Raw genomic sequence first — 22,135 nt, forward strand, 5'->3', positions numbered from 1 at the left:
GCATGCTTAGCGCCTAGACTGGCCGGACCCTCCAACATTCCGGGCTTCCCCGCGGCGCAAGCAACTCTGGCAGCCGTCGGCAGAATGGCCGGGTGTTCCTGTGGAGGGCGCATCAAAGAACTTCGTGAATCACACCAGGGCGCCCACCACGGGGCCCGTGAAAGCAGGAGGAAATAGATGACAGGGAACAAAGCCGTTGCCTACAAGGGGCCTGGCAAGGTCGAACTGATCGACATTGACTACCCCACCTTCGAACTCAMGGACGGCCCGGGGGTCAACCCCGCCAACGTGGGTCGGCAGGTGCGCCACGGCGTAATCCTCAAAACCGTGGCCACGAATATTTGCGGTTCGGACCAGCACATGGTCCGGGGGCGCACCACGGCTCCCGCCGACCTGGTGCTCGGGCACGAGATCACCGGAGAAGTGGTGGAAGTGGGTCCGGATGTTGAATTCATCAAAGTGGGGGACATCTGTTCCGTCCCGTTCAATATCGCCTGCGGGCGCTGCCGGAACTGCAAGGAACGCAAGACGGGCATCTGTCTGAACGTCAACCCCGACCGCCCGGGCAGCGCCTATGGCTATGTGGACATGGGCGGCTGGGTAGGCGGCCAGGCCAACTACGTCCTGGTGCCGTATGCCGATTGGAACCTGTTGAAGTTCCCGGACAAAGACCAGGCCCTCGAAAAGATGATGGACCTGACGATGCTCTCGGACATCTTCCCGACCGGATTCCATGGTGCGGTCACCGCAGGCGTCGGCGTCGGTTCCACCGTCTACGTGGCAGGCGCAGGGCCCGTGGGCCTGGCCGCGGCGACCAGTGCCCAGCTCCTGGGTGCTGCCGTCGTGATTGTGGGTGACATGAACGCGGACCGCCTGGCGCAGGCGCGCAGCTTCGGCTGCGAGACCATCGACCTGAGTAAGGGCGGCCCGGCCGAGCAGATCGAGCAACTCCTGGGCGTCCCGGAAGTCGATTGCGGCGTGGATGCCGTGGGATTTGAGGCCAAGGGGCACGGGGCCGGAGCCCACGAGGCCCCCGCCACCGTCCTGAACTCGCTGATGGAGGTAACGGCCGCCGGCGGTGCCCTGGGCATCCCCGGGCTCTACGTCACCGGGGACCCGGGCGGCGTGGACGAGGCCGCGAAGAAGGGTTCGCTCTCGCTCAGCCTCGGAACGGGCTGGGCAAAGTCACTCAGCTTCACCACGGGACAGTGTCCGGTCATGAAGTACAACCGGCAGCTGATGATGGCCATCCTGCATGACAGGGTGCATATCGCCAAGAACGTCAACGCGAAGGCGATTACCCTGGAGGACGCGCCGAAGGGCTACGCGGAATTCGACGCCGGCGCGGCGACGAAGTTCGTGCTTAACCCGAACGGCTACCTGAGCTAGCGGAAACCGTGAACCCGGCGGCACTGTCCGTCCCGCCCCGAAGCCCCGGGGTTTCGGGAGTGCCGCCGGGCGTCCCCGCCCCCGTATATGCCGGAAAGGGCATGTGAGGGCACGCCACCTGTTAACGCTTATTTTTCCAATATGCCTGTCCCAGTTTTTACATTGTTTGCCCAATGTCTGGTTGGATAGTTCTTACTGAGAGGGACCCTGGAAGCACCGCTTCCACCCAACCAAGAAGGCAGCAATGGAGCGCATCGAGGCCGAACACCCCCGGCCACGTCATTTCCTACTTCACCTGAGCGACCCCCACCTGCTGGGGGGTCCGCAACCCTTGCACGGCGTCGTGGACAGCGAAGCCCTGCTCAGGCAACTCTTCGAGGAGGTCCACGCCTCCGGGGCCCGCCCCGAAGCCGTAATCTTCACGGGCGACCTGGCTGACCTGGGCGAACCCGAGGCGTATGCCAAGCTCCGCGCCATCGTGGATCCGGCGTGCGAGGCCCTGGGGGCCAAGGTCATCTGGGCGATGGGCAACCACGACGACCGGGCGAATTTCCGGGCCGGGCTCCTGGACCAGGCCGACAATGACGCGCCCGTGGACCACAGCTACTTCGTCAACGGGCTGCGCATCATCACCCTGGACACCTCCGTGCCCGGCTTCCACCATGGTGAATTGAGCCACGACCAGCTGGACTGGCTCGCTGCTGAACTGGCCACCCCGGCCCCGGACGGGACCATCCTTGCCCTGCACCACCCGCCGGTACCGTCCGTGCTGGACCTTGCCGTGCTCGTGGAGCTCCGGGGCCAGCCGGCGCTCGCCGGCGTCCTGCGCAACTCCGATGTCCGCGCCATCCTGGGCGGCCACCTGCACTACTCGACCACCGCAACGTTCGCGGGCATCCCTGTGTCCGTGGCTTCAGCCACCTGCTACACGCAGGATCTGAACGTCCCGGTCGGCGGCACCCGAGGCCGCGACGGCGGGCAGGCGTTCAACCTGGTCCACGTCTACGAACACACGATCGTGCACTCCGTGGTGCTGCTCGGCGACACCCCGGCGGTGGGGGAGCTGGTCTCGCCGGAGGAAGTCCAGCGCCGGCTCGCGGCCGCAGGGATCCATATCCCTGGGAAGGCCAAGCTCGAGGCCCCGTCCCGGACGTCGGCGCACCGCAGGTACACCACCCTGAACTGATTCACTCCCCGGCCGACGCGGCGCCCGTTTTGGTCACGGTCCGTTACTTCTCCCAGGGCGCCTTGATGGGGTAGTACTTCTCCAGGAAGTCGGTGACCAGTTCGGCCCGCTCTTCCGCCGGGACCTCGGGGAAGCTGCCGTCGTTGAGGCAGAAGAAGTCCATGTTCCGCTTGGCCAGGAGCTTGGGCAGGTAGTTCAGGCCGGCCCGCGCCGTGGTGTCCACATACCTCACCTTGGCAGCTGTCTGGGTCACGGCCCGGCCCGTCAGCAGCGCGTAGTAGTGGTAGAACGAGTTGGTCACGGAGATGTTGTCCGCTGCCCGGAAGGTACTCGCGGCGGTCTTGGCAAACTCGGCCGGGAACTCCTGCTCCATCTGCTCGACCACGCTGCGCCGCAACGGGGCCGCCGTGTGCTCCAGGTGCCGGGTGGTGATGCGGCCGAAGCGGTTCCAGAGCAGCTTGCGGTTCACGCGGGCGGCGTTCTCAAAGCCGCTGCGTTCGGCGTCGTTGTCGCCCAGGCCGATCCGGGTCTCGGCCTCGATGAACTTCGTGATGCCGCCCGGGGTGAAGAACATGTCCGGGCCCACGGCGCGGCCGAAGAACATGTCGTCGTTCGAATACAGGAAGTGCTCGGAGAGCCCCTCGATGTGGTGCAGCTGACACTCCACGGCCTGCGAATTGTGCGTGGGCAGAACCGACGTGTCGGCGAAAAACTCTTCGCTCCGGACGATCGTCACACTCGGGTGGTCGGCCAGCCATGACGGCGCGGGGGAGTCCGTGGCGATGAAGATCCGGCGGATCCACGGCGCAAACATGTACACCGAGCGCAGGGCGTACTTGAGCTCATCGATCTGGCGGAAGCGGGCCTCGTGGTCATCGCCCTCGCCCACCACCACGCCGGCCATGCGGGCGCGGCGGGCCGCGATGTACTCGGGGGAGCTGCCGTCAACCCATGAGAAGACCAGGTCGACGTCGAAGCTGATGTCGCTGGCGTGGTCCGCGAACATGTTCTCGATGGTGGGCCACGTGTGGCCGTAGCGTTCCACCGTGCCGCGCACTGCATCCTGGGCCAGCATGGTGCGGCGCGTCAGGGAGTTCTCGATCGGCAGGATCAGCTGATCGCCTTCGAAGCTCCACAGCTCCAGCTGGACGCCGGCGGAAGCCCCGAATTCAAAACCGCCTTCGGGTTCGACCCTGGGCCGGTAAAGCCGGAAGATCCGGGCCTGGCGGTTCGGCGACAGCTCGCCGTCGGCCACCAGCACGGACGACTTCTTCTTTGCATCCACGCTCATGGAATACATCGGCTCGTCGCGGCACGCCTCCACGAGGGCGTCGCGGAGTTCCTTGCGGTCTTTCCAGTCGACGGCGACCACAGGGCGGTGGTTGTTGCCGCGGACCAGCAGGTAGCCGATACCGGCGCCGGCCAGGACGGAACGCAGGAACATCAGGTCCTCGACCATGGCCTGGTACGGCGTGCGGTTTTCGTTGATCAGCGCATAGCGGCCGCGGTGGCGGACAACATCGGAGCGGGTCCGGAATCTGGCGACTGCGGCCGCCGACGTGACCTCGGCGTGGGCGTCCACAGATGCCTGGCTGCCATAGTAAATCTCGTCTTGGATCGCTGCTTCGGTAATGTCTGAGCTCCCGCTTCTTTGAGTGCGTTGGTGTCTACTTGCATGATAACGCGGGCCTCAAAATTGCCGCGGAAAACCGGCCGCCGCGCGGCGTGCGTGACGACGAAATGTGACGGACCGTAACGGTGAAGCGTAACGGCGGAGCAGGGCCTCAGCCGGTGACGACGGCCAGCCAGTGGTGCAGGAAGGCGGCACCGGCGTCGTCGTGGATCACGTCTTCGCCGAGCCCCAGATCGGCGGCGGTGAGGACATCGTAGGGTTTGACCGGGATGCCGTCCGCGGGCCGGACGTCGACGTGCTTCACGGCGTGGTCGTTGTGGTGCAGCCAGTCGGCCATGGCGTAGTCCGTGCGGGAATCGCCCACCGTGCGCCAGGCCTGCGGCGTGATCCCCTGCGCGGCCAGGAACTCCACGGCCCGGCTCGCGCCCAGGTCCTTGCCCAGCCGGACCGATTCGATATCGGTGGAGATGATGGTCGGATCGACGCGGAAGTCGACTTGGTCATCGGAATCGGGGACGTGGTGGTCCAGCCGCACCACGCCGAGCCCATGCCGGGCCATGAGGCCCATGGCGTCGGCGTCGAAGAGTTCCTGCTCGGCCCGGTAGTCGGGGTTGGCGACGGCAATGTGCTGCTCCACGGAGACCATGGCCCGCTTGGTTTCGTCGTAGAACATGTGGGCGGAGTAGTCCTCGGCCACCAGGCGGCGCACGTCATCGCCGAAGGCCTGCGGAATGGCGAGCTCGTGGTCCACGTGGACCGGGCCGGGGCCTTCCGCGGTGTAGCTGAACCAGACGGCGCCCTTCTCGCAAATGGCGTGGATGAGGGTGCCGGCGGGCATCCCGGCGGCGATCATCGGTTCCATGACCTGCTCGCGGATGAACGCGTCCGACCGGCCGGTGTTGAAGATGACCGGCACGCCGGCGGCGGCCAGGGCCACCAGATCGGCGATGATGCCGGGCTGCACCTCGCGGGTGACCGGGCTCGCGACCGGACCGTCGACGTCGAGCAGCAGCGCCAGCACGGGAGCCGACGGCGACGGAACAGGGACAGTCTCGGGTGAAGTCATACGGCCATTCTGTCAGCCGCGCGGGACGTTTGGGTGAACCGCGCAGCAGACCGACGGCCCGGCGCTGGATGTGACAGGCGGCAGGCGCTGGTCGTGTCAATGCGTCGTGTGACAAATGGTTACCGTTTGGCCACAACCTCACGCCGCCGGGGGACATTCGTTCCTTCGGGCGTCCAAGTTCCCTAGGCTGGCATGGTGATATTCAAAGCTGTGGGCGAGGGACGCCCGTACCCCGACCATGGTTACACCACGCCCAAGGACTGGGCGGCCCTGCCCCCGCGTCCTGTCCGGCTTGATGAGCTGGTGACCACGAAGCGCACACTGGACCTTGAAGCCCTGTTGGCCGAGGACTCCACGTTTTTCGGCGACCTCTTTCCGCACGTCGTGGAATACCGCGGCGTCCTCTACCTTGAAGACGGCCTGCACCGGGCAGTCCGCACCGCGCTGCACCAGCGCACCGCAATCCACGCGCGGGTCCTCGTGATAAATGGCTAGGAAGCCGCCAGACGTCAGAGTCCTGCACGGGCACCGCGTCATCAGTGGCTCCGAGCTGAGGGCCACGTTCGTGGAGCAGGACGATACGGCAGAGAACCCCCACCGCCTGCGGCGCAGGATCCTGCACGGCGTTGTGCTGGTGATGCTTGTCGGCCTGATCGTGGCCGCGATCGTGGTGGCCCTCGCCATCATGAACGGCCAGATCAAGATCCCCGGGGCGGAGCGGAGCAAGGCGGCAGTGTCGGTGTGCCCGGCGGCCACCTACGACTACGCGACGCCGGAGAAGGTCCACGTCAATATCTACAACTCCACGAGCCGGCCGGGCCTGGCCCGGAGCGTGGCCGACCAGCTTGCCGCCCGGAAGTTCCTGGTGGGTGCCGTGGGGAACACGACGTCGAGCTACCGCGGCGTGGCGCTGGTGGTCTCCGGTGCCGCCGGCCAGTCGGCCGCCTTCAGCGTCCAGCGCCACGTGCCCGGCTCGGACTATGTCCAGGACGGCCGCGCTGACCCGAGCGTGGACGTGATCATTACCGGCGACTTCAAGGAACTGGCCAAGCCGGAACTCGTGGACCAGACGCCGGGCCAGCTCAGCTGCCCCCGCGAGAACCGGCGCATCGTGGATGAGGCCACGCTGCCCGCCGTACCCACGGCGACGCCCGGCACGGGCTAAGGCACGGCCTGCCAGCCTTCCAGCCTTCCCGGCGCCGCGGCCTAGCGGATGGTGCGGACCGGCCGGCCGGCGTCGTCAAACCTCGCCCCGGCCCCCAGCTGGACAAACCGCACCGTCCGGGCGAGCCGTGCCTCGGCCCCGGCGTCCTGGCCCGCCCCGTCGCCCCGCGCAGCGCTTGAGGAGAGCGTGCCGTGGATGAGCTGGGCCAGCTGGGCAATGTCCGACTCGGGCAGGTACCCCTGGGCCATGCCGTCGCGCAGGATGCCCCGCAGGAGCACGCTGAGCTCACCCACGTGGTCGGCAAGTTTGGCAAACGACGACGGCGAGAGCACCGCCGCCATGGCCGGGCCCGGCGGCAGGTGGCGCCGGCTCAGGTCCTCCACCTGGGCGCGGACGTAGACGGCCAGGCGCTCCACCGGGTTCTCCAGCGCATCGAGGGATTCGCGCAGATCGAGCAGGAACCGCTCGGTTTCATCCAGGGCGTAGGCGATGAGGAGCTCTTCGATATCCGCGTAGTAGTTGTAGACGGCGGTCCGGCCGATCTGGGCATGGCGCGCGACGTCCGTCATGGTCAGGCCGGGGAGCCCGTGGGTGAAGAGGAGTTCCCCGAATGCGGTCAGGATGCGACGCTGGGTCTCGGCACGTTGGGCGGCGTTGCTCGCGGCCGAAATCCTAGGCATACGCACACTTTAGCGCGATCTGTCACCAAAGCAGCCGGGCGGCGGACTGTGACACGGCCGGGCTACGAACATCGACCGGTTCTGAGGGGCCACACCTGTATCCACCGCCTCAACTGGGGGTGTCTGATAGACACTGCCACCGCCCGTCCGGGCTGCGTAGCGTGGTGGATGTGGACAGAAAAGACGAAATCCGGGACTTCCTGATCTCGCGCCGGGCGAAGATCACCCCGGATCAGGCCGGGCTCCCCAACTATGGCGAACTGCGCCGCGTTCCGGGGCTGCGTCGGGAGGAAGTGGCACAGCTGGCCGGGGTAAGCACGGACTATTACACGCGGCTGGAACGCGGCAGCATCCGCGGCGTCTCGGACTCGGTCCTCGACGCTGTGGCCTCCGCCCTTCAGCTGGATGAGGCAGAGCGGACACATCTGATGGACTTGGCCAGGACGGCCAACACGCCGTCCTCCCGGAGGCCGGCGCGCCGGCCACCGCAGCAGAGGGTCCGTCCCGGAGTATTGCGTTTGCTGGACGGGATGACCGGAGCGGTCGCCCTGGTGCAGAACGGACGCTCGGACGTGCTGGCCGCCAACTCCTTGGGGCGCGCGCTGTACGGGCCGGTGTTCGAGTCCACAGCAGCCGCTGGTCCGGAGGCTCCGGGCCAGCTGCCGAACCAGGCCCGGTACCTCTTCCTCGATCCGGGGGCAGGGGACTTCTACCCCGATTGGTCCGCAATCGCTGCCACCACGGTGGCGATGCTCCGATCGGAAGCGGGACGGAATCCCCATGACCGCGCATTGAACGAACTGGTCGGCGAGCTGACCACACGCAGCGGGCACTTCGCCGCCTTGTGGGCCGGCCATGACGTAAGGATCCACACCACGGGAACCAAGCGCTTCCACCATCCGGTCGCCGGCGACGTGTCGCTGCAGTTCGAGACGCTCGACCTTCCCGGCGATGAGGGACAAACCCTGTACACCTTCACTGCAGAGCCGGGGTCCGCATCCGAAAACGCGCTGGCGTTCCTTGCCAGCTGGGCGGCATCGCCCCCGGCGAAAACCGCAACCAGCGACCCTTCCATCCCGGATCTGCGCTCCCACGCGCGGCCCGGAACACCCAACCCAGGAAAGACAGAACATGACTGAGCACAACGACGCCAAGACCGGACAGAAAGTCTGGTTCATCACCGGGGCAGGCCGCGGTATGGGCATTGACATCGCCAAGGCCGCCCTGGCCGCCGGCCACGCAGTCGTCGCCACCGGCCGAAACCCCGACAAGGTCGCCCAGGCCGTCGGCGAGAACGAGAACCTGCTGGCCGTAAAACTCGACGTCACCAACCCCGCCGACGCCACCGCCGCCATCGCCGCCGCCGTGGACCGGTTCGGCCGGATCGACGTGCTCGTAAACAATGCCGGCAACTTCTACGCCGGGTTCTTCGAGGAAATCACCCCGGAGGACTTCCGGGCCCAAATCGAAACCACCATGTTCGGACCCATRAACGTCACCCGCGCGGCMCTGCCCGTCCTGCGGGCCCAGCGCTCGGGCCTGCTGGTCACGATCTCCTCCACCGCCGGCATCGCCGGCGGGGAGTTCCTTTCTGCTTACGCCGCCTCGAAGTTCGGTGTGGAGGGCTGGGCCGAATCCCTGGCCCCCGAAGTCGCGCCGTTCGGAATCCGCACCATGATCGTTGAGCCGGGATTCTTCCGCACCGAGCTCCTCACCCCGGAAGCCACCAGCTACGCGGCATCCACTATCGGGGACTATTCCGAGCGGGCCGAGCAGACAGTCACCGCGTGGAAAGGCATGAACGGCCTTCAGGGCGGGGACCCGGCCAAGCTCGCCGTCGCCCTCATTCAACTGGCGGAGCTGGATGAACCGCCGCTGCGCTTCGCCGCGGGAGCGGACGCTGTTGGAGTCTTTGAGGCCCGGGCCAAGGAACTCCAGGTCCAGGCCGACGCCCACCGCGAGCTCTCCAGCAACCTGGCCCACGACGACGCCTGACACCGACGCCTGACACCGAGGCAAACGGATGACGTCGGGAGCCTCCCGCCGTCGTCCACCTAGTCTCGACATACCCGCCGGACGCCAATGGCTACCGGCCGCCCCAAAACCCTCGCCACGCTGTGGGCCATGCCCACATTCCAGGCCGGGAAACCACACCCAAAGGAAATACACCATGAAGAACGCACGCCTCGGAAGCCTGGAAGTCTCCCGCATCGGACTCGGCGCCATGACCATGGCCGGCACCTACACCAGCGAGGGCGCCCTGGATAACGCGGAGTCGATCCGGACGATCCACCGCGCCCTTGACCTCGGGGTCACCCACATCGACACCGCGGAGATCTACGGGCCGTTCCTGAGCGAGGAGATCGTCGGCCAAGCCGTCAAGGGACGCCGCGATCAGGTCAGGATTGCAACGAAGTTCGGCCTGGTCTCCCATTCCGGCGGCGGCCCCGGCGTGGTCGACAGCAGCGCGGCGAACGTGAGGGCCGCCGTCGAGGGCTCCCTCAAGCGCCTCGGCACCGACCACATCGACCTGTACTACCAGCACCGGATCGACCGGAACACCCCGATCGAGGAGACGGCCGGCGCGGTTGCGGACCTGATCACCCAGGGCAAGGTGCTGCACTTCGGGCTGTCCGAGGCCTCCCCGGAGACCATCCGCCGGGCACACGCCGTGCAGCCGGTCTCGGCCCTGCAGACGGAGTACTCGCTGTGGACCCGGGACGTGGAGGCGGAGATCCTGCCGCTGCTGCGCGACCTCGGAATTGGGTTCGTTCCGTATTCGCCGCTCGGACACGGGCTGCTGACCGGCCAGATCCGCTCCGTCGAGGACTTCGCCGACGACGACTGGCGCAAGACCAACCCCCGGTTCACGGGTGAGAACTTCCGCCGCAACCTCGCGATCGTCGACGAGGTGAAGGCCATCGGCGCCGAGATCGGCGCGACCCCCGCGCAGACCGCCCTCGCGTGGCTGCTGACCCGCGGGATCGACATCGCCCCGATCCCCGGCACCCGCAGGGTCTCCCGGGTCGAGGAAAACACCGCGGCCGACGGCATCGAACTCACCCGTGACCAGCTGGATCGGCTGAACTCGCTCCGGCCCGCCGCGGGGGAACGCCACGACGAGGCCAACATGGCCTCGATCGACAGCTGACAGGAACCCGGCACCAAACAAGGGGCGCGGATGCCCGATCCGCGCCCCTGGCAGCAACTTAGGATTCGACGTCGGCCGCGGCMATTGCCTTGTTCGTGAGGACGGGCATCATCCCCAGCAGCGCGAGGGTCAGCACTCCCATGATGCCGAACATGACCTGCAGGCCCAGCCATTGGGCCAGCAGRCCGCCSGCTGCYGCWCCRAGCGGCATGGTGCCCCACGCCAGCAGGCGGTAGGCGCTGTTGACTCTGCCCAGCAAGCGGTTGGGMGYAATGCGCTGGCGCAGGGAYACSGTGATGACGTTCCAAAGCACGATCAGCATGCCGCCCACGAAGAAGATTGGGCCAAGAACATAGGGGTTGTCGGTCAGGGCGGGCGCACCCACGAACAGCGCGGCCCCGAAGATCGTCAGCATCAGGGACGTGGACCGGCCGAGCCTGGCCTCCACCCGCTCGGACATGAACGAGCCAACGAAGGCGCCGAGAGCGGAGGTGGTCAAGAGCAGGCCGAACCCCACTTCGGACAGYCCCATYTSTGAAGCCGGGCCCACGGCAAACAGCACTAAGACCGCGAAGGCCGCGCTGGATGCGAAGTTGAACACCCCGGTCATCACCGCGAGTGTGCGCAGGATCTTCTGGTTCCAGAGGAACCGCAGCCCCTCAGCAATGTCGAATCGCAGTGTCGTCTTCTGCTCACGTTCTGTGCGAAATGCCCCCGGGACCAGGAGCAGGCCGCAGACGGCCGCAAGCCACAGAGCCGCCGGCACGGCAACGCCCGCAACCAGGCCCATGGCCACCAGCAGCCCGCCCAGCGGGGGACCAATGAACTGGTTGGTGGTGAGCTCGACGGCGTAGAGCCGGCCGTTGGCGCGCGAGAGCTGATCCCTGTGCACCAGCTGGGGCATGATCGACTGCGCGGAGGTGTCGTAGAGCGTCTCAGCCACACCCACCATCAGTGCGACAACGTACAGAGCCCAGACGGAGCCCACATCCAGCAACACGACGGCGGCCAGCAGGGCCGGCAGCACCGCCCGGCTGAGGTTGGCCCACAACATGAGCTTGCGCCGGTCCAGCCGGTCGGCCAGCGCGCCGGCAGTGAGGGCGAAGAGGAGCCAGGGAAGCGTCGCTGCGACGCTCAGTCCGGCAACCAGGGTGGGTGACTGGGTGAACTGAATGGCCAGCAGCGGCAGCGCGATCTTGAAGACGCCGTCCGCGAGGTTCGAGAGTCCGGACGAGGTCCACAGCTTCCAGTAGGACGCACCCAGCGGCGCACGATGCCGTTCCTTCACCTGCGCCGCGTGGCTAGTCATAGGTGGACCATTCCACAGTGATTGAAAAAATTCAAGGCGATTGAATCCAGTACATCGGATTGTAGGATTGGGACATGACGGACGCAGAGCAGTCGAGCGCGGACCAAAAAAGACCAGTCGCGAGCGCCCGGGAAATTAAGGCGTTGGCCCATCCGCTGCGCCTGAGGATCCTGCGCCTGTGCGGGCTGCACGAACTGACCAACAAACAACTCGCCGACCGGCTGGGCCAGGACCCGGGAACGGTGCTTTATCACGTGCGGCAGTTGCTCTCAACGGGGTTCCTTGAACCCGCCGGGGTCCGCACGGGCGAGAGTGGCGCGCTGGAGAAGCCGTATCGTTCCACGGGGCGGTCCTGGAAGCTGGACACCGCACTGAGTGAAGCCGGTCCCGCCGGTCCGCTGGCCCCGCTCGAGGCGTTCCGGGAAGAGCTGACGGAAGCAGGACCGGACGCGCTCGCCAGCCTCTCACGCTTCGTTCTGCACCTCTCCGAGGAAGATGCTGAGGACCTCACCACGCGCATCCACGCTGTGCTGAGCGAATACACCGACAGTGACCGGCAGCGCTTGGACCAGCCCGCCTACGGCGGCATCTTTGTCCTGCACCGGACGTCAGACTAGGTCGCCGTCCTCCCGGAACGGGATTTGGGTCTTGCGCCGCCTTGGCGGGCTCTATTCGTAGATGGTGGGGATGGCCGGCTCGCCGGGCTGCAGCCTGTCCACCACCCGGGGCAGCTCCGCCATGGAGGCCGTGTGCCGGTCCCGCGCCCGCCCCACCCCGTCCGGGCCGGTCCAGCCGGGCAGGATTTCGCCGTCTTTCATGAACTGCTGCAGGAGGGGGCGTCCGTTTCTTCCGGCGGCCGGCGGGTGGTCCACGCCGAGGACCTCGTGGGTGGCGGTGCCGCGGTCGTCGAGGCGGCGCACGGCGAACTTGCGCCCGCCCATGTTGATCTTGTCCTTCGAGGTCTTCGCCACGGCAGCCAGCTCACCGGAGTCACCGGCCCGGCTCACCAGCTTGTAGACCATCCCGGCCGTTGGCGCCCCGGATCCGGTCACCAGGGACGTGCCGATGCCATAGGAATCGGCCGGGGCGGAGCGGAGCGCGGCGACGGCGAATTCGTCCAGGTCCGAGGTCACCACGATCCTGGTGTGCACGTTGCCGAGGCTGTCCAGGAGTTCCCGGACCCACCGTGCCTGGGCCACGAGGTCTCCGGAGTCCAGCCGGATGGCCCCAAGTTTGTCTCCGGCGAGGTCGACGGCGGTACGGACCGCCAGTTCGACGTCGTACGTGTCCACGAGCAGCGTGGTGCCGGACCCGAGCGAGGCAAGCTGCGCCGCGAAAGCGTCGCGCTCGGAGTCGTGGAGCAGGGTGAAGGAGTGGGCCGCGGTGCCGATGGTCCGCAGGCCGTAACGCCGCCCGGCGGCCAGGTTGGAGGTGCCGGAAAAGCCCGCGATGACAGCCGCGCGGGCCGCCGCGGCGGCCGCTTCCTCGTGGGTGCGGCGGGAGCCCATCTCAATGCAGGGCCTGCCGCCGGCGGCGCTGGTCATCCGGGATGCGGCCGAGGCGATGGCGCTGTCATGGTTCAGCACCGACAGGACGTAGGTCTCCAGGACGCAGGCCTCGGCGAACGTCGATTCGACGATCAGGACGGGGGAGTGCGGGAAGTAGGCTTCACCTTCCGGATAGCCCCAGATGTCGCCGGAGAACCGGAAGGCGGCCAGGTGCTCCAGGGTGTCCTCATGGACCACGCCGGTGGCGGCCAGGAAGGCGACGTCGTCCTCGTTGAAGCGGAAGTTCGCGATTCCCTCGAGGAGCCGGCCGGTGCCGGCCACGATCCCGTACCGGCGCCCGGCCGGCAGTCCCCGGGCGAAGGCCTGGAAGATGGACCGGCGGTGCGCGGCCCCGGAGTGGAGGGCCGCCTGGAACATGGTCAGCTCATAGTGGTCGGTAAACAGGGAGGTCCGGGGTCCGTCCGGTCCGGCCGAAGTGTCCATGATCCACTCTAGGCCGGGCCGCCCGAAGCCGCAGGATGCCGCCCGTGCCGCGACTTCGCCGGAAACGCCCCGAGTCGCCGGAAACTTCCGGCGAATCCGGGAGTTTCCGGCGACTTCGACGATGCCGGGCTCAGACGGGGCAGCCGTCCGGGCCGCAGGCGCCGAATTCCGCGGGGGAATCGGTGGTGGCGTCCGCAGCCTCCGCGCCGGCGCCCACCATGACCAGCGGGTGGCTGTCCTGCCACGCCTGCTCGAGGGCGGCGGTGAAGGTTTCGGCGGGTTGGGCACCGGAGAGTCCGAACTTCCGGTCGATCACGAAGAACGGGACGCCGCTGATGCCCAGGGCGCGGGCCTCGGCGATGTCGTTGCGGACGGCGTCGGCGTAGGCCTCGGTGCTGAACAGTTCCGCCAGTTCGCCCGCGTCGAGTCCGAGGTCCAGGCCCAGGGCGGTCAGGTAGTCCTGGCTGCCGATGTCCTTGCCATGCTCGAAGTGGTCGCTGAGCAGGCGTTCCTTCGCGACGTCCTGCCGGCCGTGGGCGGCGGCGAGGTGGATCAGCCGGTGGGCCGTGAAGCTGTTGGCGACCACGACGGCGTCGAACCGGTAGTTCAGCCCCTCGCCCTTGGCCTGGGCCGCGACGTGCTCGAACATCTGCGATACCTGCGCCGGCGCCATGCCCTTGCGCGTGCTCAGGTAGTCCAGTTCGGTGCCGTCGTAGTGCTCCGGGAGCGTGGGGTCCAGCTGGTAGCTGCGCCACTGCACCTCCACGGAATCGCGGTGCGGGAAGGCCGCGAGGGCGGTTTCGAAACGGCGTTTGCCGATGTAGCACCAGGGGCAGGCGACGTCGGACCAGATCTCAATCTTCATGCCCGCAACAACCGCGCCGTCGCCGGGTCCATTCCCCGGCGGCCTGTCGGCTGCGTCACGGCCCCACGGCTAAGGGTCCTCCCGGCTGAGGGCCGGCCGGCGCCCGCGGCCTCACGGCGCGACTGGGCGCTCCATCACGAAGTCGTGCTCCACGGTGTTGCCGAGCTGGAAGGACTTGGTGCCGACCTTGCGGAAGCCGGACTTTTCGTAGAACCGGATGGCCCGGGCATTCTGGCTGTTGACGCCGAGCCAGAGCCCGCGGGCGCCGGCCGCCGCGGCCGCGCCGATGCTGGCGTGCATCAGTTCGGCCGAGGCGCCGAGTCCGTGGTGCTCGGGATGGACGTAGCACTTGCTGAGCTCGGTGCACGGCAATTCGCTCAGGACCGCGGCTACGTCCGGATCCCGGGTAGGGCCGGCCACCAGCAGGCTGTAACCGCGGAGGTCGCCGTCGGCGTCGATCACCAGCACCGTGACCCCCGGATCTGCCAGATAGGCCCGGAAATTGGCCTCGCTCAGGGTATTGGCGAGGTGGGCCGCGATGTCCTCCGGCCGGGACTCCGGCGGGCACGCGAGCGGGAAGGTGACGGCCGCGAGTGCGGCCAGCTTCCCGGCGTCGTCCGCGGTTGCTGTCCGGATCCGGTGCGTCATGGCTAAACCCTAGCCCGCGGCGGGGCCCGGGCATCAATAAGAACTGGCGTGGTTGGGGGGCTACATATCAGATGGCGTAGCGGAGGATCCCGACGGCCTCCACATTTTCCGGCATGTCGGATCGGCGCACGGCGAAGACCCGGGCGCCCGAGCCGAGGGCCCGGCGGGCGATTTCCTCGACCACGTCCTGTCCGGTGTCACCGTCAAGGGTGAGCGCGCCGTCGTCTCCGACAGCACCTTTGACACTGGCATCCATGTCCACAGCAAGCGTCGCAATGGCGCCGAAGGCGGCGGCCCGCGCCAAGTCGCTGAGGTCGGCGGTGCCGCGGCCGCTGGGGCGACGCTCTTCAAACGTCGTTTGCAGGGCAACAAGATCGGCCGCATAGATCCGGTCAAGTACGCCACGCGCCGCTTCCGCCAATTGGGCCGGGGTCAGTTCATCGGGGTTCCCCTCGATGCCCTCGGACGCGAGGTGGGCGTATCCTGCGAGGTTGCGGTAGATGCTCGCGAGCGGCTCCGTCGCAGCGATCACCAGCGGCAGGGACTGCCCGTTCAACAATGGACGAAGTACGTGGTCGACGGAACGGGCGTACTGGGCTAGCCGTACCTTTCGTCCCTCGTCGCCATGCAGCCGCCCGAAGTGGGAGCGRCCGCCGATCGATTCGAGCCCGACGGCACTGGCTGCACCCTGTGGCATGCCCGGTACCGTGACCTCTTCGGCCGGTCGGTCCGCCGTGACCTCGATGAGCCGTGCCCCGTTCTGGGAGATGGCGAGCACGAGCGCCGCGTTGGGGAAGGTGAGGGCACGGAGCAGCGGTGTGATGGCGAAACGATCGGCCACGCTTACGTGGTCTTCGAGATCGTTGGGCAAACGGAACTCGAGAATCGAAGTCGGCGTCACGAAGATGGCCAGGCTCCGCCCCATCTCAAACCAGAATTCCGGGGATCCCAGCAGCTCGTCGAGAAACGTTTCTATCGCGACGACCGCGTCGTTGCTTCCCGCTTCGCGGAGCTGTGCGACGGCGGAACTGAACAAGGACCGGGCTCTGGACTGATTGTCCTCCGAATGGGCAGGGACGCTGCTCGTCGAAAGATACACGGTGACGCTGTGTGGATCGCGCGCGGCGGCCAGCCGTTCCACGTCGTCCCGGGTCGGCATGTCGATGTGCATGGGGGTGCTCCTTTTTGCTATCTCTCGGCTGGGTCGCACGAGGAGGGGGAATGTTCCTGCACCTGCTCGATGCGCAAAGCCGCACCGAGGGGGAAGCAATACCGGATCAGCTCAGCATCGGACCGCTCGGAGTCCCATGTCAACAGTCGGCGGAACTTGCACTCGGGAGGTGTTCGGCGCCTCAAGGAGCACATCCACGGTGGGGAACGCCAGCTCGCGCTCACCGGTGACGGACGCGATCCAGACCTCGCAGCGCTGGCCGGGCTGAAGTTCCCGCGGTGCGATGGTGTTTTCCGGGAGTTCCGGCACTCGAAGCTCCCGACGATGACAGCTGTGGACGGATGAGTTTCGCTACGGAATCGGACCAGGGCCACGAAATCGGTCCGGCGCAGCGCGGATCCGCGGTGCGCCGGACCGGTTTCGCCGCGTCTGTCCGGAAACGTAGCGGATCCGCACCCTGCGGCGCCCCGCTACTGCTTGAACGCGGCGTCGAAGGAGGTGTTCGAGGCCGGGAAGTCGAACTTCTTCAGCGCGGCGAGGGCTTCGGGGGCGCCGTGGAGCCGGTCCATGCCCGCGTCCTCCCATTCGATCGAGATGGGGCCTTCGTAGCCGATCGCGGCCAGGGCGCGGAAGGACGATTCCCAGGGCACGTCGCCGCGGCCGGCGGAGACGAAGTCCCAGCCACGGCGCGGGTCGCCCCAGGGCAGGTGCGAGCCCAGCACGGTGTTCCGGCCGGTGGGGCGCAGCTTCGTGTCCTTGCAGTCCACGTGGTAGATCCTGTCCTTGAAGTCCCAGATGAAGGAGACGGGGTCGATGCCCTGCCACATGAAGTGCGACGGGTCCCAGTTCAGGCCGAAGGCCTCCCGGTGCCCGATGGCCTCGAGGGTGCGGACGGTGGTCCAGTAGTCGTAGGCGATCTCGGAGGGGTGGACCTCGTGCGCGAAGCGGACACCGTTTTCGTCGAAGACGTCCAGGATGGGGTTCCAGCGGTCGGCGAAGTCCTGGTAGCCGGCCTCGATGACCTTCTCCGGCACGGGCGGGAACATCGCGACGTACTGCCAGATCGAGGATCCGGTGAACCCGACCACGGTGTCGACGCCGAGGGCCTTGGCGAGCCGGGCGGTGTGTTTCATTTCCTCGGCCGCGCGTTGGCGGACGCCTTCGGGCTCGCCGTCGCCCCAGACCCTGGCCCCGACGATCGCCTCGTGCCGGAAGTCGATCGGGTCATCGCACACCGCCTGGCCCTTGAGGTGGTTGGAGATGGCCCAGACCTTGAGGTTGTACTTCTCCAGCACGGCCAGCTTGGACTCGACGTAGCCGGGTTCGTCCCAGCGCCAGGCGTCCAGGTGGTCGCCGGAGACGGCGATTTCCAGGCCGTCGTAGCCCCAGCCGGAGGCCAGGCGGGCGACTTCCTCAAAGGGCAGATCGGCCCACTGGCCGGTGAACAGGGTGTACGGGCGGGGCATGTCAGGTTCCTTCGGTAATCGTTTGGGTGGTCCGTGCGGACGGGGTGAGCTGGATGAGTGAACTTTTGGCCGCGGCGCTTTCCTCCACGGCGGCGAGGATCCGCTGGACGCTCAGGCCGTCCTCGAACGACGGCGACGGCTGGGTTCCGTTGCCCACCGCGGTGAGGAAGTCGCGGATCTCGTGCGTGAACGTGTGTTCCCAGCCGATCACGTGGCCCTGCGGCCACCATGCTTCAAGGTACGGGTGCTCGGGTTCGTTGACGAGGATCCGGCGGAAGCCCTGTTCGCCGACCGGCAGTGTGGCGTCCAGGAAGCCGAGCTCGTTCAGGTCCTCCAGATCGAAGAGCAGGGCTCCCTTGTCGCCATAGATCTCCAGCGTGAGCGAGTTCTTCCGCCCGGCGGCCACCCGGGAGACCTCCACCGAGGCGATGGCCCCGGAGGCGAGGGTCAGCGTGGCCCAGGCGGCGTCGTCGACCGTCACCTCCTCCAGCCCGGCAGCGCCCGGTCGCCGCGGCGTGAAAGTGTGCAGCCGGCCGGAGACCTCGGTGACCGGCTCGTCCAGGAGGAACAGCACCTGGTCGATCGCGTGGCTGGCAATATCGCCCAGCGCCCCGGACCCGGCGGTKTCCTTGTTCAGCCGCCASGTCATGGGSGMRTCCGGGTCCACGAGCCAGTCCTGCAGGTASGCGGCGCGGACRTGCCGGACGGCGCCGAGCCGGCCCCCCGCGATCAGCTCCCGGGCCAGCGCCAGGGCCGGGACCCGGCGGTAGTTGAAGCCGATCATGGACTGCACGCCTTCCTCCCGGGCTGCCTGCGCTGCCGCGGTCATGGCCTCGGCGAGGGTGTTGGCCAGTGGTTTTCGACCAGGACGCGCCGTTCGAACGCCGGGACGTCGAAGTAGCTGGCAACATTCCGCCAGGCGTTCGAGTGGGCCTTGCCCATGAACGCGTACCCGATCATGGCCACACCCAAACGTGAACCGGCGGCGGGGCCGGGGGTGGTTTCGTGGGAATTCATTGCTGGTCCCTAGAGTGTGGAAGCGGTGGGGTCCCAGTCCTCGGGGAGGGCTGCGGAGGTGGGCGCGGAGCTTTCCACATCGATGAACGTGCCCGAATCGACCGACTCGGAGATCGAGACCATGGTGTCCAGGACGTGGTAGGCGAGGTTGCCGGTGGCGCGGTGCGGAACGCCGGCGCGGATGGAGCGTGCCATGTCCAGCACGCCCATGCCGCGGCCCTGGCTGGGGCCGGTGGCCGGAATAACGGTCCATTCCTCGTCGCCGGCGCGCCAGAGCTTGATGTCGCCGTCGAAGTAGTTTGGATCGGGCAGCGAGATGGTGGCCTCGGTCCCGGTGATCTCCACGAAGCCCATCCGCAGCCGCGGGGACTCGAAGCTGAACACGCTGTGGGAGGACGCGCCGGACTCGAACTGGGCCATGGCGGAGACGTGGGTGGGGACCTCGACCGTGAATTCCTCGCCGGCCTTGGGGCCGGAACCGATGACCCGGACCTCCTTTGCCTTGGAACCGGTCGCGGCCACGCGGCGCACGGAGCCGAACGTCTGCACCAGGGCCGTGAGGTAGTACGGGCCCATGTCGAACAGCGGCCCGGCGCCGTGCTGGAAGAGGAACGCGGGGTTGGGGTGCCACGATTCCGGCCCGGGCGTCTGGAACGTGGTCATGGCCGTCAGCGGGGTGCCGATGTCGCCACGTTCGATCAGCCGCCGGGCAGTCTGCAGCCCGGCGCCCAGGAACGTATCCGGGGCGCAGCCCAGCCGCAGCCCCGCGGCGTCGGCCGTTTTCAGCAGGCCCAGGCCGGAATCGCGGTCCAGCGAGAACGGCTTTTCCGTCCAGACGTGTTTGCCGGCATCGACGGCGGCCGTGGCCACTTCCACGTGCGCGGCCGGGATGGTCAGGTTGACGATGATTTCGACGTCGGGGTGGTTCAGGGCGGCGTCCACCCCGCCCCACTCCGGGATGCCGTATTCCTTGGCCCGCGCCCCGGCCGCCTCCTCGAAGAGGTCGGCGATCACCTGGACCTTAAGGTCGGGGAAGACGGTCAGGTTGTCCAGGTACTGCTTGCTGATGTTGCCGGCGCCGATGACGGCGACGCCCACGGGGCCGCGGCCGGCGGCACGGTTCGTTGCTACACGGTTCGGTGCGGCGCTCATGCGTTCACGCCCTGCGCGCCGGCGGAACCGCTTTGCAGGTAGCCCAGGCTCTGGGCGATGCCGTCGAAGATGTCGCCGGAGTAGTCGTCGAATTCCACGACGCCGACTTCGAGGGACTGCGCCGCGGCGATGACGTCCCGCACGGCGATCTTGCCCTGCCCGGCCGGCTGCTGCGCCTTGGTGTCCGTGGAGACGGGGCCGTCCTTGATGTGGATGAATCTGACCCTGTCGCCGAGGCGCTGCAGCAGCTGCACCGGGTCCTGGCCGCCGACGGCGGCCCAGTAGGTGTCCACTTCCAGGACGAGTTCCGGGTCCAGGAGTCCCTCGAAGTACTCCAGGGCGGTCTGGCCCTCGATGCTGGACTCCAGCTCCCAGGCGTGGTTGTGGTAGCCGATGCGGATGCCGTACCCGGCGCCCTTCTTGGCGGCGGCGTTGAGCTTCGCTGCGGTGGCCTGGATGTCCTCGGCGGACTGCCAGTGCTCGGCCGGGAGGTAGGGGTCGATCACCGTGGTGATGCCCAACTCCTTGGCCGCGGCGAAGATTTCGTCTTGGTCCTGGCTCAGCAGCGGGGCGTGGCCGGACGGGGCGGTCAGGCCGTTCTCCTTCAGGGCAGCGCCGAGCTCGGCGGCCGTGGCGACGAAGTTGTAGGGCTCAACCTGGGTGAAACCGAGTTCGGCGACCTTTTTGATGGTGCCGGGCAAGTCTTCTTGGAGGGCGTTGCGGAGGGTGTACAGCTGGATTGAATAAGACACGGGATTCCTTTGCACGAGTTCGGCTTCGAAGGTGTGAGGGTCAGCCCTGACGGCGGGAAGGGGCGTCCATTCCGTTTGATTCTGCGCGAAGAAGGACTGCACGCCCATGGGCAGCGAGATGATTTGTCTGGAGCGGAGAACACGATGGCTCTAAACTAGGGAGACTTTTGCCGGGCGTCAAGCAAAAGTTGGAAACTACGTGTCAATCTTTGTGAAGCGTGACATGCAGAAGATCTTCGTGCTATCACTTACTCATGAGTACGCCCACCGGCACCGAGCCCGCAACCCCCGAGGCCGGCGGCAGCCTGTCCCGCGCCGGAGACCTCTTCCAGCTCCTGCGCGACGGCAAGGCCCGGACCCGCGCGGAGCTGGCCCTGACCACCGGGCTCGCCCGGTCCACTGTCGCTTCCCGCATCGACGCGCTGATGGTCTCCGGGCTCGTCGGCCCCGCCGGGGAGGCGAGCTCCAGCGGCGGCCGCCCGCCGTCGCGCTTTGCCTTCAACCCGGCGGCCCGCGTCGTCCTGGCGGTGGATGTCGGGGCCACCCACGTGATCATCGCCGTCACGGACCTCGGCGGGACGGTGCTCGCGGAGCGCCAGCTGGCGCAGGATGTCGCCGACGGCCCGGTGGTTGTCTTGGACCGGGTGATCGAGGAAGGGCTGCAGCTGCTCGGCGGGGCCGGCCGGGGAATTGGGGACCTGGCCGGCGCAGGCATCGGGCTCCCGGGGCCCGTGGAACACGCCACAGGCATGCCGGTGAAGCCGCCAATCATGCCCGGCTGGGACGGGTTCGACGTCGTCCGCCACGTCCAGCGGTCCCTTCCGGTGCCGGTCCTGGTGGACAACGACGTGAACATCATGGCGCTGGGGGAGCGCACGGCGCACTGGCCTGACGACGAAAACTTCCTGTTCATCAAGGTGGCCACCGGCATCGGGGCGGGCATCATCAGCAGCGGCCAGCTCCAGCGCGGAGCCAACGGGACGGCCGGCGACCTCGGACACGTCCGGGTTCCGCGTGGCGATGACGTGCTGTGCCGTTGCGGCAACTACGGGTGCCTCGAAGCCCTTGCGTCCGGGCCCGCCGTCGCCAAGGCGCTGACGCGGCAGGGCCCGCCGGCGCACGACGGCGGCGATGTGTTGCGCCTGGTCGCCGAAGGGAACCTGCAGGCCATCCAGGCGCTGCGGCAGGCCGGCAGGGACCTCGGCGACGTCCTCTCCATGGTCGTTAACCTGCTGAACCCCTCGGTGATTGTGATCGGCGGAAGCCTCGGCCAGGCCGGGGAGCATCTGATGGCCGGCGTCCGCGAGGTGGTCTACCGGCGCTCGCTGCCGCTGGCCACGGCGCACCTGCGGATCGGCGTGTCCCGGGCCGGTGACCAGGCCGCGATCCTCGGCGCCAGCCAGATGGTCACGCAGCATGTGCTCTCACCCGCGGTCATTGAGGCGACCCTGCAGGCCACGGGCTAGGGGTGTCCCGGAAAGCGGCGCGCCCGGC

General features: G+C 67.6%; 20 protein-coding genes and 1 pseudogene. 9 read left to right on the top strand and 12 right to left on the bottom strand.

Features of this window, described 5'->3' with window-relative positions; all coding sequences use genetic code 11:
• The first annotated feature begins 177 nt into the window (after positions 1 to 177).
• Positions 178 to 1,389 (top strand): formaldehyde dehydrogenase, glutathione-independent, encoded by a 1,212-nt coding sequence (gene fdhA, locus AC1DHX_RS03250; protein WP_476899852.1) that lies wholly within the window; start codon positions 178 to 180, stop codon positions 1,387 to 1,389.
• A gap of 244 nt (positions 1,390 to 1,633) precedes the next feature.
• Positions 1,634 to 2,575 (top strand): phosphodiesterase, encoded by a 942-nt coding sequence (locus tag AC1DHX_RS03255; protein ID WP_230007874.1) that lies wholly within the window; start codon positions 1,634 to 1,636, stop codon positions 2,573 to 2,575.
• 43 nt (positions 2,576 to 2,618) lie between these two features.
• Here the strand turns inward: AC1DHX_RS03255 and AC1DHX_RS03260 are convergent, their stop codons facing one another.
• Both AC1DHX_RS03260 and AC1DHX_RS03265 read right to left on the bottom strand, forming a co-directional pair.
• Positions 2,619 to 4,157: a stealth family protein gene (locus AC1DHX_RS03260; protein WP_230007875.1), complete on the bottom strand. Its 1,539-nt coding sequence runs from the start codon at positions 4,155 to 4,157 to the stop codon at positions 2,619 to 2,621.
• A 202-nt stretch (positions 4,158 to 4,359) separates the two neighbouring features.
• Entirely contained in the window at positions 4,360 to 5,274 is a 915-nt protein-coding gene (locus AC1DHX_RS03265) for a Cof-type HAD-IIB family hydrolase (protein ID WP_476860046.1), read from the bottom strand.
• A 195-nt stretch (positions 5,275 to 5,469) separates the two neighbouring features.
• Here AC1DHX_RS03265 and AC1DHX_RS03270 point away from each other — a divergent pair, with 195 nt between their 5' ends.
• Positions 5,470 to 5,769 (top strand): type II toxin-antitoxin system VapB family antitoxin, encoded by a 300-nt coding sequence (locus AC1DHX_RS03270; protein ID WP_026266597.1) that lies wholly within the window; start codon positions 5,470 to 5,472, stop codon positions 5,767 to 5,769.
• Positions 5,762 to 6,439 carry a LytR C-terminal domain-containing protein gene (locus tag AC1DHX_RS03275; protein ID WP_476860047.1) on the top strand — a complete coding sequence of 226 codons (678 nt, stop codon included), beginning with the start codon at positions 5,762 to 5,764 and terminating at the stop codon, positions 6,437 to 6,439. Before AC1DHX_RS03270 ends, AC1DHX_RS03275 begins: the two co-directional genes overlap by 8 nt.
• 41 nt (positions 6,440 to 6,480) lie before the next feature.
• Here AC1DHX_RS03275 and AC1DHX_RS03280 read toward each other — a convergent pair whose 3' ends face one another.
• Positions 6,481 to 7,119, bottom strand: coding sequence for a TetR/AcrR family transcriptional regulator (locus tag AC1DHX_RS03280; RefSeq protein WP_476860048.1), 639 nt, complete (start codon positions 7,117 to 7,119; stop codon positions 6,481 to 6,483).
• Positions 7,120 to 7,289: 170 nt separating this feature from the next.
• On the opposite strand from AC1DHX_RS03280, the gene AC1DHX_RS03285 reads away from it, so the two are divergent.
• From AC1DHX_RS03285 to AC1DHX_RS03295, 3 genes are all read left to right on the top strand, one after another.
• On the top strand, positions 7,290 to 8,258 hold the full coding sequence (locus tag AC1DHX_RS03285; RefSeq protein ID WP_476857672.1) for a helix-turn-helix transcriptional regulator: 969 nt from the start codon (positions 7,290 to 7,292) through the stop codon (positions 8,256 to 8,258).
• Positions 8,251 to 9,114 carry an SDR family oxidoreductase gene (locus AC1DHX_RS03290; protein ID WP_476899853.1) on the top strand — a complete coding sequence of 288 codons (864 nt, stop codon included), beginning with the start codon at positions 8,251 to 8,253 and terminating at the stop codon, positions 9,112 to 9,114. The genes AC1DHX_RS03285 and AC1DHX_RS03290 overlap by 8 nt, the downstream gene beginning before the upstream one ends.
• A gap of 175 nt (positions 9,115 to 9,289) precedes the next feature.
• Positions 9,290 to 10,270, top strand: a complete 981-nt coding sequence (locus tag AC1DHX_RS03295; protein ID WP_476860050.1) for an aldo/keto reductase — start codon at positions 9,290 to 9,292, stop codon at positions 10,268 to 10,270.
• A gap of 58 nt (positions 10,271 to 10,328) precedes the next feature.
• Here the strand turns inward: AC1DHX_RS03295 and AC1DHX_RS03300 are convergent, their stop codons facing one another.
• On the bottom strand, positions 10,329 to 11,579 hold the full coding sequence (locus AC1DHX_RS03300; RefSeq protein WP_476899854.1) for an MFS transporter: 1,251 nt from the start codon (positions 11,577 to 11,579) through the stop codon (positions 10,329 to 10,331).
• 74 nt (positions 11,580 to 11,653) lie between these two features.
• Between AC1DHX_RS03300 and AC1DHX_RS03305 the strand changes: the two genes are divergently transcribed.
• Positions 11,654 to 12,196 carry an ArsR/SmtB family transcription factor gene (locus AC1DHX_RS03305; RefSeq protein WP_476860052.1) on the top strand — a complete coding sequence of 181 codons (543 nt, stop codon included), beginning with the start codon at positions 11,654 to 11,656 and terminating at the stop codon, positions 12,194 to 12,196.
• 51 nt (positions 12,197 to 12,247) lie between these two features.
• Here AC1DHX_RS03305 and AC1DHX_RS03310 read toward each other — a convergent pair whose 3' ends face one another.
• The 8 genes and pseudogenes from AC1DHX_RS03310 to AC1DHX_RS03345 all read right to left on the bottom strand — a co-directional run bounded on the left by AC1DHX_RS03310 (position 12,248) and on the right by AC1DHX_RS03345 (position 20,641).
• On the bottom strand, positions 12,248 to 13,570 hold the full coding sequence (locus AC1DHX_RS03310) for a nicotinate phosphoribosyltransferase (RefSeq protein ID WP_476860053.1): 1,323 nt from the start codon (positions 13,568 to 13,570) through the stop codon (positions 12,248 to 12,250).
• A gap of 130 nt (positions 13,571 to 13,700) precedes the next feature.
• Positions 13,701 to 14,435, bottom strand: coding sequence for a DsbA family oxidoreductase (locus AC1DHX_RS03315; protein WP_476860054.1), 735 nt, complete (start codon positions 14,433 to 14,435; stop codon positions 13,701 to 13,703).
• A 111-nt stretch (positions 14,436 to 14,546) separates the two neighbouring features.
• The gene (locus AC1DHX_RS03320; RefSeq protein WP_476860055.1) at positions 14,547 to 15,083 is read right to left on the bottom strand and encodes an N-acetyltransferase family protein; all 537 of its coding nucleotides are present in this window, start codon (positions 15,081 to 15,083) and stop codon (positions 14,547 to 14,549) included.
• Positions 15,084 to 15,150: 67 nt separating this feature from the next.
• Entirely contained in the window at positions 15,151 to 16,254 is a 1,104-nt protein-coding gene (locus tag AC1DHX_RS03325; RefSeq protein ID WP_476850530.1) for a baeRF11 domain-containing protein, read from the bottom strand.
• Positions 16,255 to 16,724: 470 nt separating this feature from the next.
• Entirely contained in the window at positions 16,725 to 17,720 is a 996-nt protein-coding gene (locus AC1DHX_RS03330) for a sugar phosphate isomerase/epimerase family protein (RefSeq protein WP_476860056.1), read from the bottom strand.
• A 1-nt stretch (position 17,721) separates the two neighbouring features.
• Positions 17,722 to 18,737: pseudogene (locus AC1DHX_RS03335) on the bottom strand (Gfo/Idh/MocA family protein).
• Between the two features lie 9 nt (positions 18,738 to 18,746).
• On the bottom strand, positions 18,747 to 19,889 hold the full coding sequence (locus AC1DHX_RS03340; RefSeq protein ID WP_476860057.1) for a Gfo/Idh/MocA family protein: 1,143 nt from the start codon (positions 19,887 to 19,889) through the stop codon (positions 18,747 to 18,749).
• On the bottom strand, positions 19,886 to 20,641 hold the full coding sequence (locus AC1DHX_RS03345; RefSeq protein ID WP_476860058.1) for a sugar phosphate isomerase/epimerase family protein: 756 nt from the start codon (positions 20,639 to 20,641) through the stop codon (positions 19,886 to 19,888). The genes AC1DHX_RS03340 and AC1DHX_RS03345 overlap by 4 nt, the downstream gene beginning before the upstream one ends.
• A 254-nt stretch (positions 20,642 to 20,895) precedes the next feature.
• On the opposite strand from AC1DHX_RS03345, the gene AC1DHX_RS03350 reads away from it, so the two are divergent.
• Positions 20,896 to 22,107: an ROK family transcriptional regulator gene (locus AC1DHX_RS03350; protein ID WP_476860059.1), complete on the top strand. Its 1,212-nt coding sequence runs from the start codon at positions 20,896 to 20,898 to the stop codon at positions 22,105 to 22,107.
• The last annotated feature ends 28 nt before the right edge of the window (positions 22,108 to 22,135 follow it).

The sequence above is a fragment of the Arthrobacter sp. 05N33_2 genome, assembly GCF_056397425.1.

Excerpts from the sequence above, each read along its gene's own strand:
- AC1DHX_RS03255 (WP_230007874.1), top strand. The coding sequence starts at position 1,634 with ATGGAGCGCATCGAGGCCGAACACCCCCGGCCACGTCATTTCCTACTT.
- AC1DHX_RS03265 (WP_476860046.1), bottom strand. The coding sequence starts at position 5,274 with ATGACTTCACCCGAGACTGTCCCTGTTCCGTCGCCGTCGGCTCCCGTG.
- AC1DHX_RS03275 (WP_476860047.1), top strand. The coding sequence starts at position 5,762 with ATGGCTAGGAAGCCGCCAGACGTCAGAGTCCTGCACGGGCACCGCGTC.
- AC1DHX_RS03280 (WP_476860048.1), bottom strand. The coding sequence starts at position 7,119 with ATGCCTAGGATTTCGGCCGCGAGCAACGCCGCCCAACGTGCCGAGACC.
- AC1DHX_RS03295 (WP_476860050.1), top strand. The coding sequence starts at position 9,290 with ATGAAGAACGCACGCCTCGGAAGCCTGGAAGTCTCCCGCATCGGACTC.
- AC1DHX_RS03305 (WP_476860052.1), top strand. The coding sequence starts at position 11,654 with ATGACGGACGCAGAGCAGTCGAGCGCGGACCAAAAAAGACCAGTCGCG.
- AC1DHX_RS03310 (WP_476860053.1), bottom strand. The coding sequence starts at position 13,570 with ATGGACACTTCGGCCGGACCGGACGGACCCCGGACCTCCCTGTTTACC.
- AC1DHX_RS03315 (WP_476860054.1), bottom strand. The coding sequence starts at position 14,435 with ATGAAGATTGAGATCTGGTCCGACGTCGCCTGCCCCTGGTGCTACATC.
- AC1DHX_RS03320 (WP_476860055.1), bottom strand. The coding sequence starts at position 15,083 with ATGACGCACCGGATCCGGACAGCAACCGCGGACGACGCCGGGAAGCTG.
- AC1DHX_RS03330 (WP_476860056.1), bottom strand. The coding sequence starts at position 17,720 with ATGCCCCGCCCGTACACCCTGTTCACCGGCCAGTGGGCCGATCTGCCC.
- AC1DHX_RS03340 (WP_476860057.1), bottom strand. The coding sequence starts at position 19,889 with ATGAGCGCCGCACCGAACCGTGTAGCAACGAACCGTGCCGCCGGCCGC.
- AC1DHX_RS03350 (WP_476860059.1), top strand. The coding sequence starts at position 20,896 with ATGAGTACGCCCACCGGCACCGAGCCCGCAACCCCCGAGGCCGGCGGC.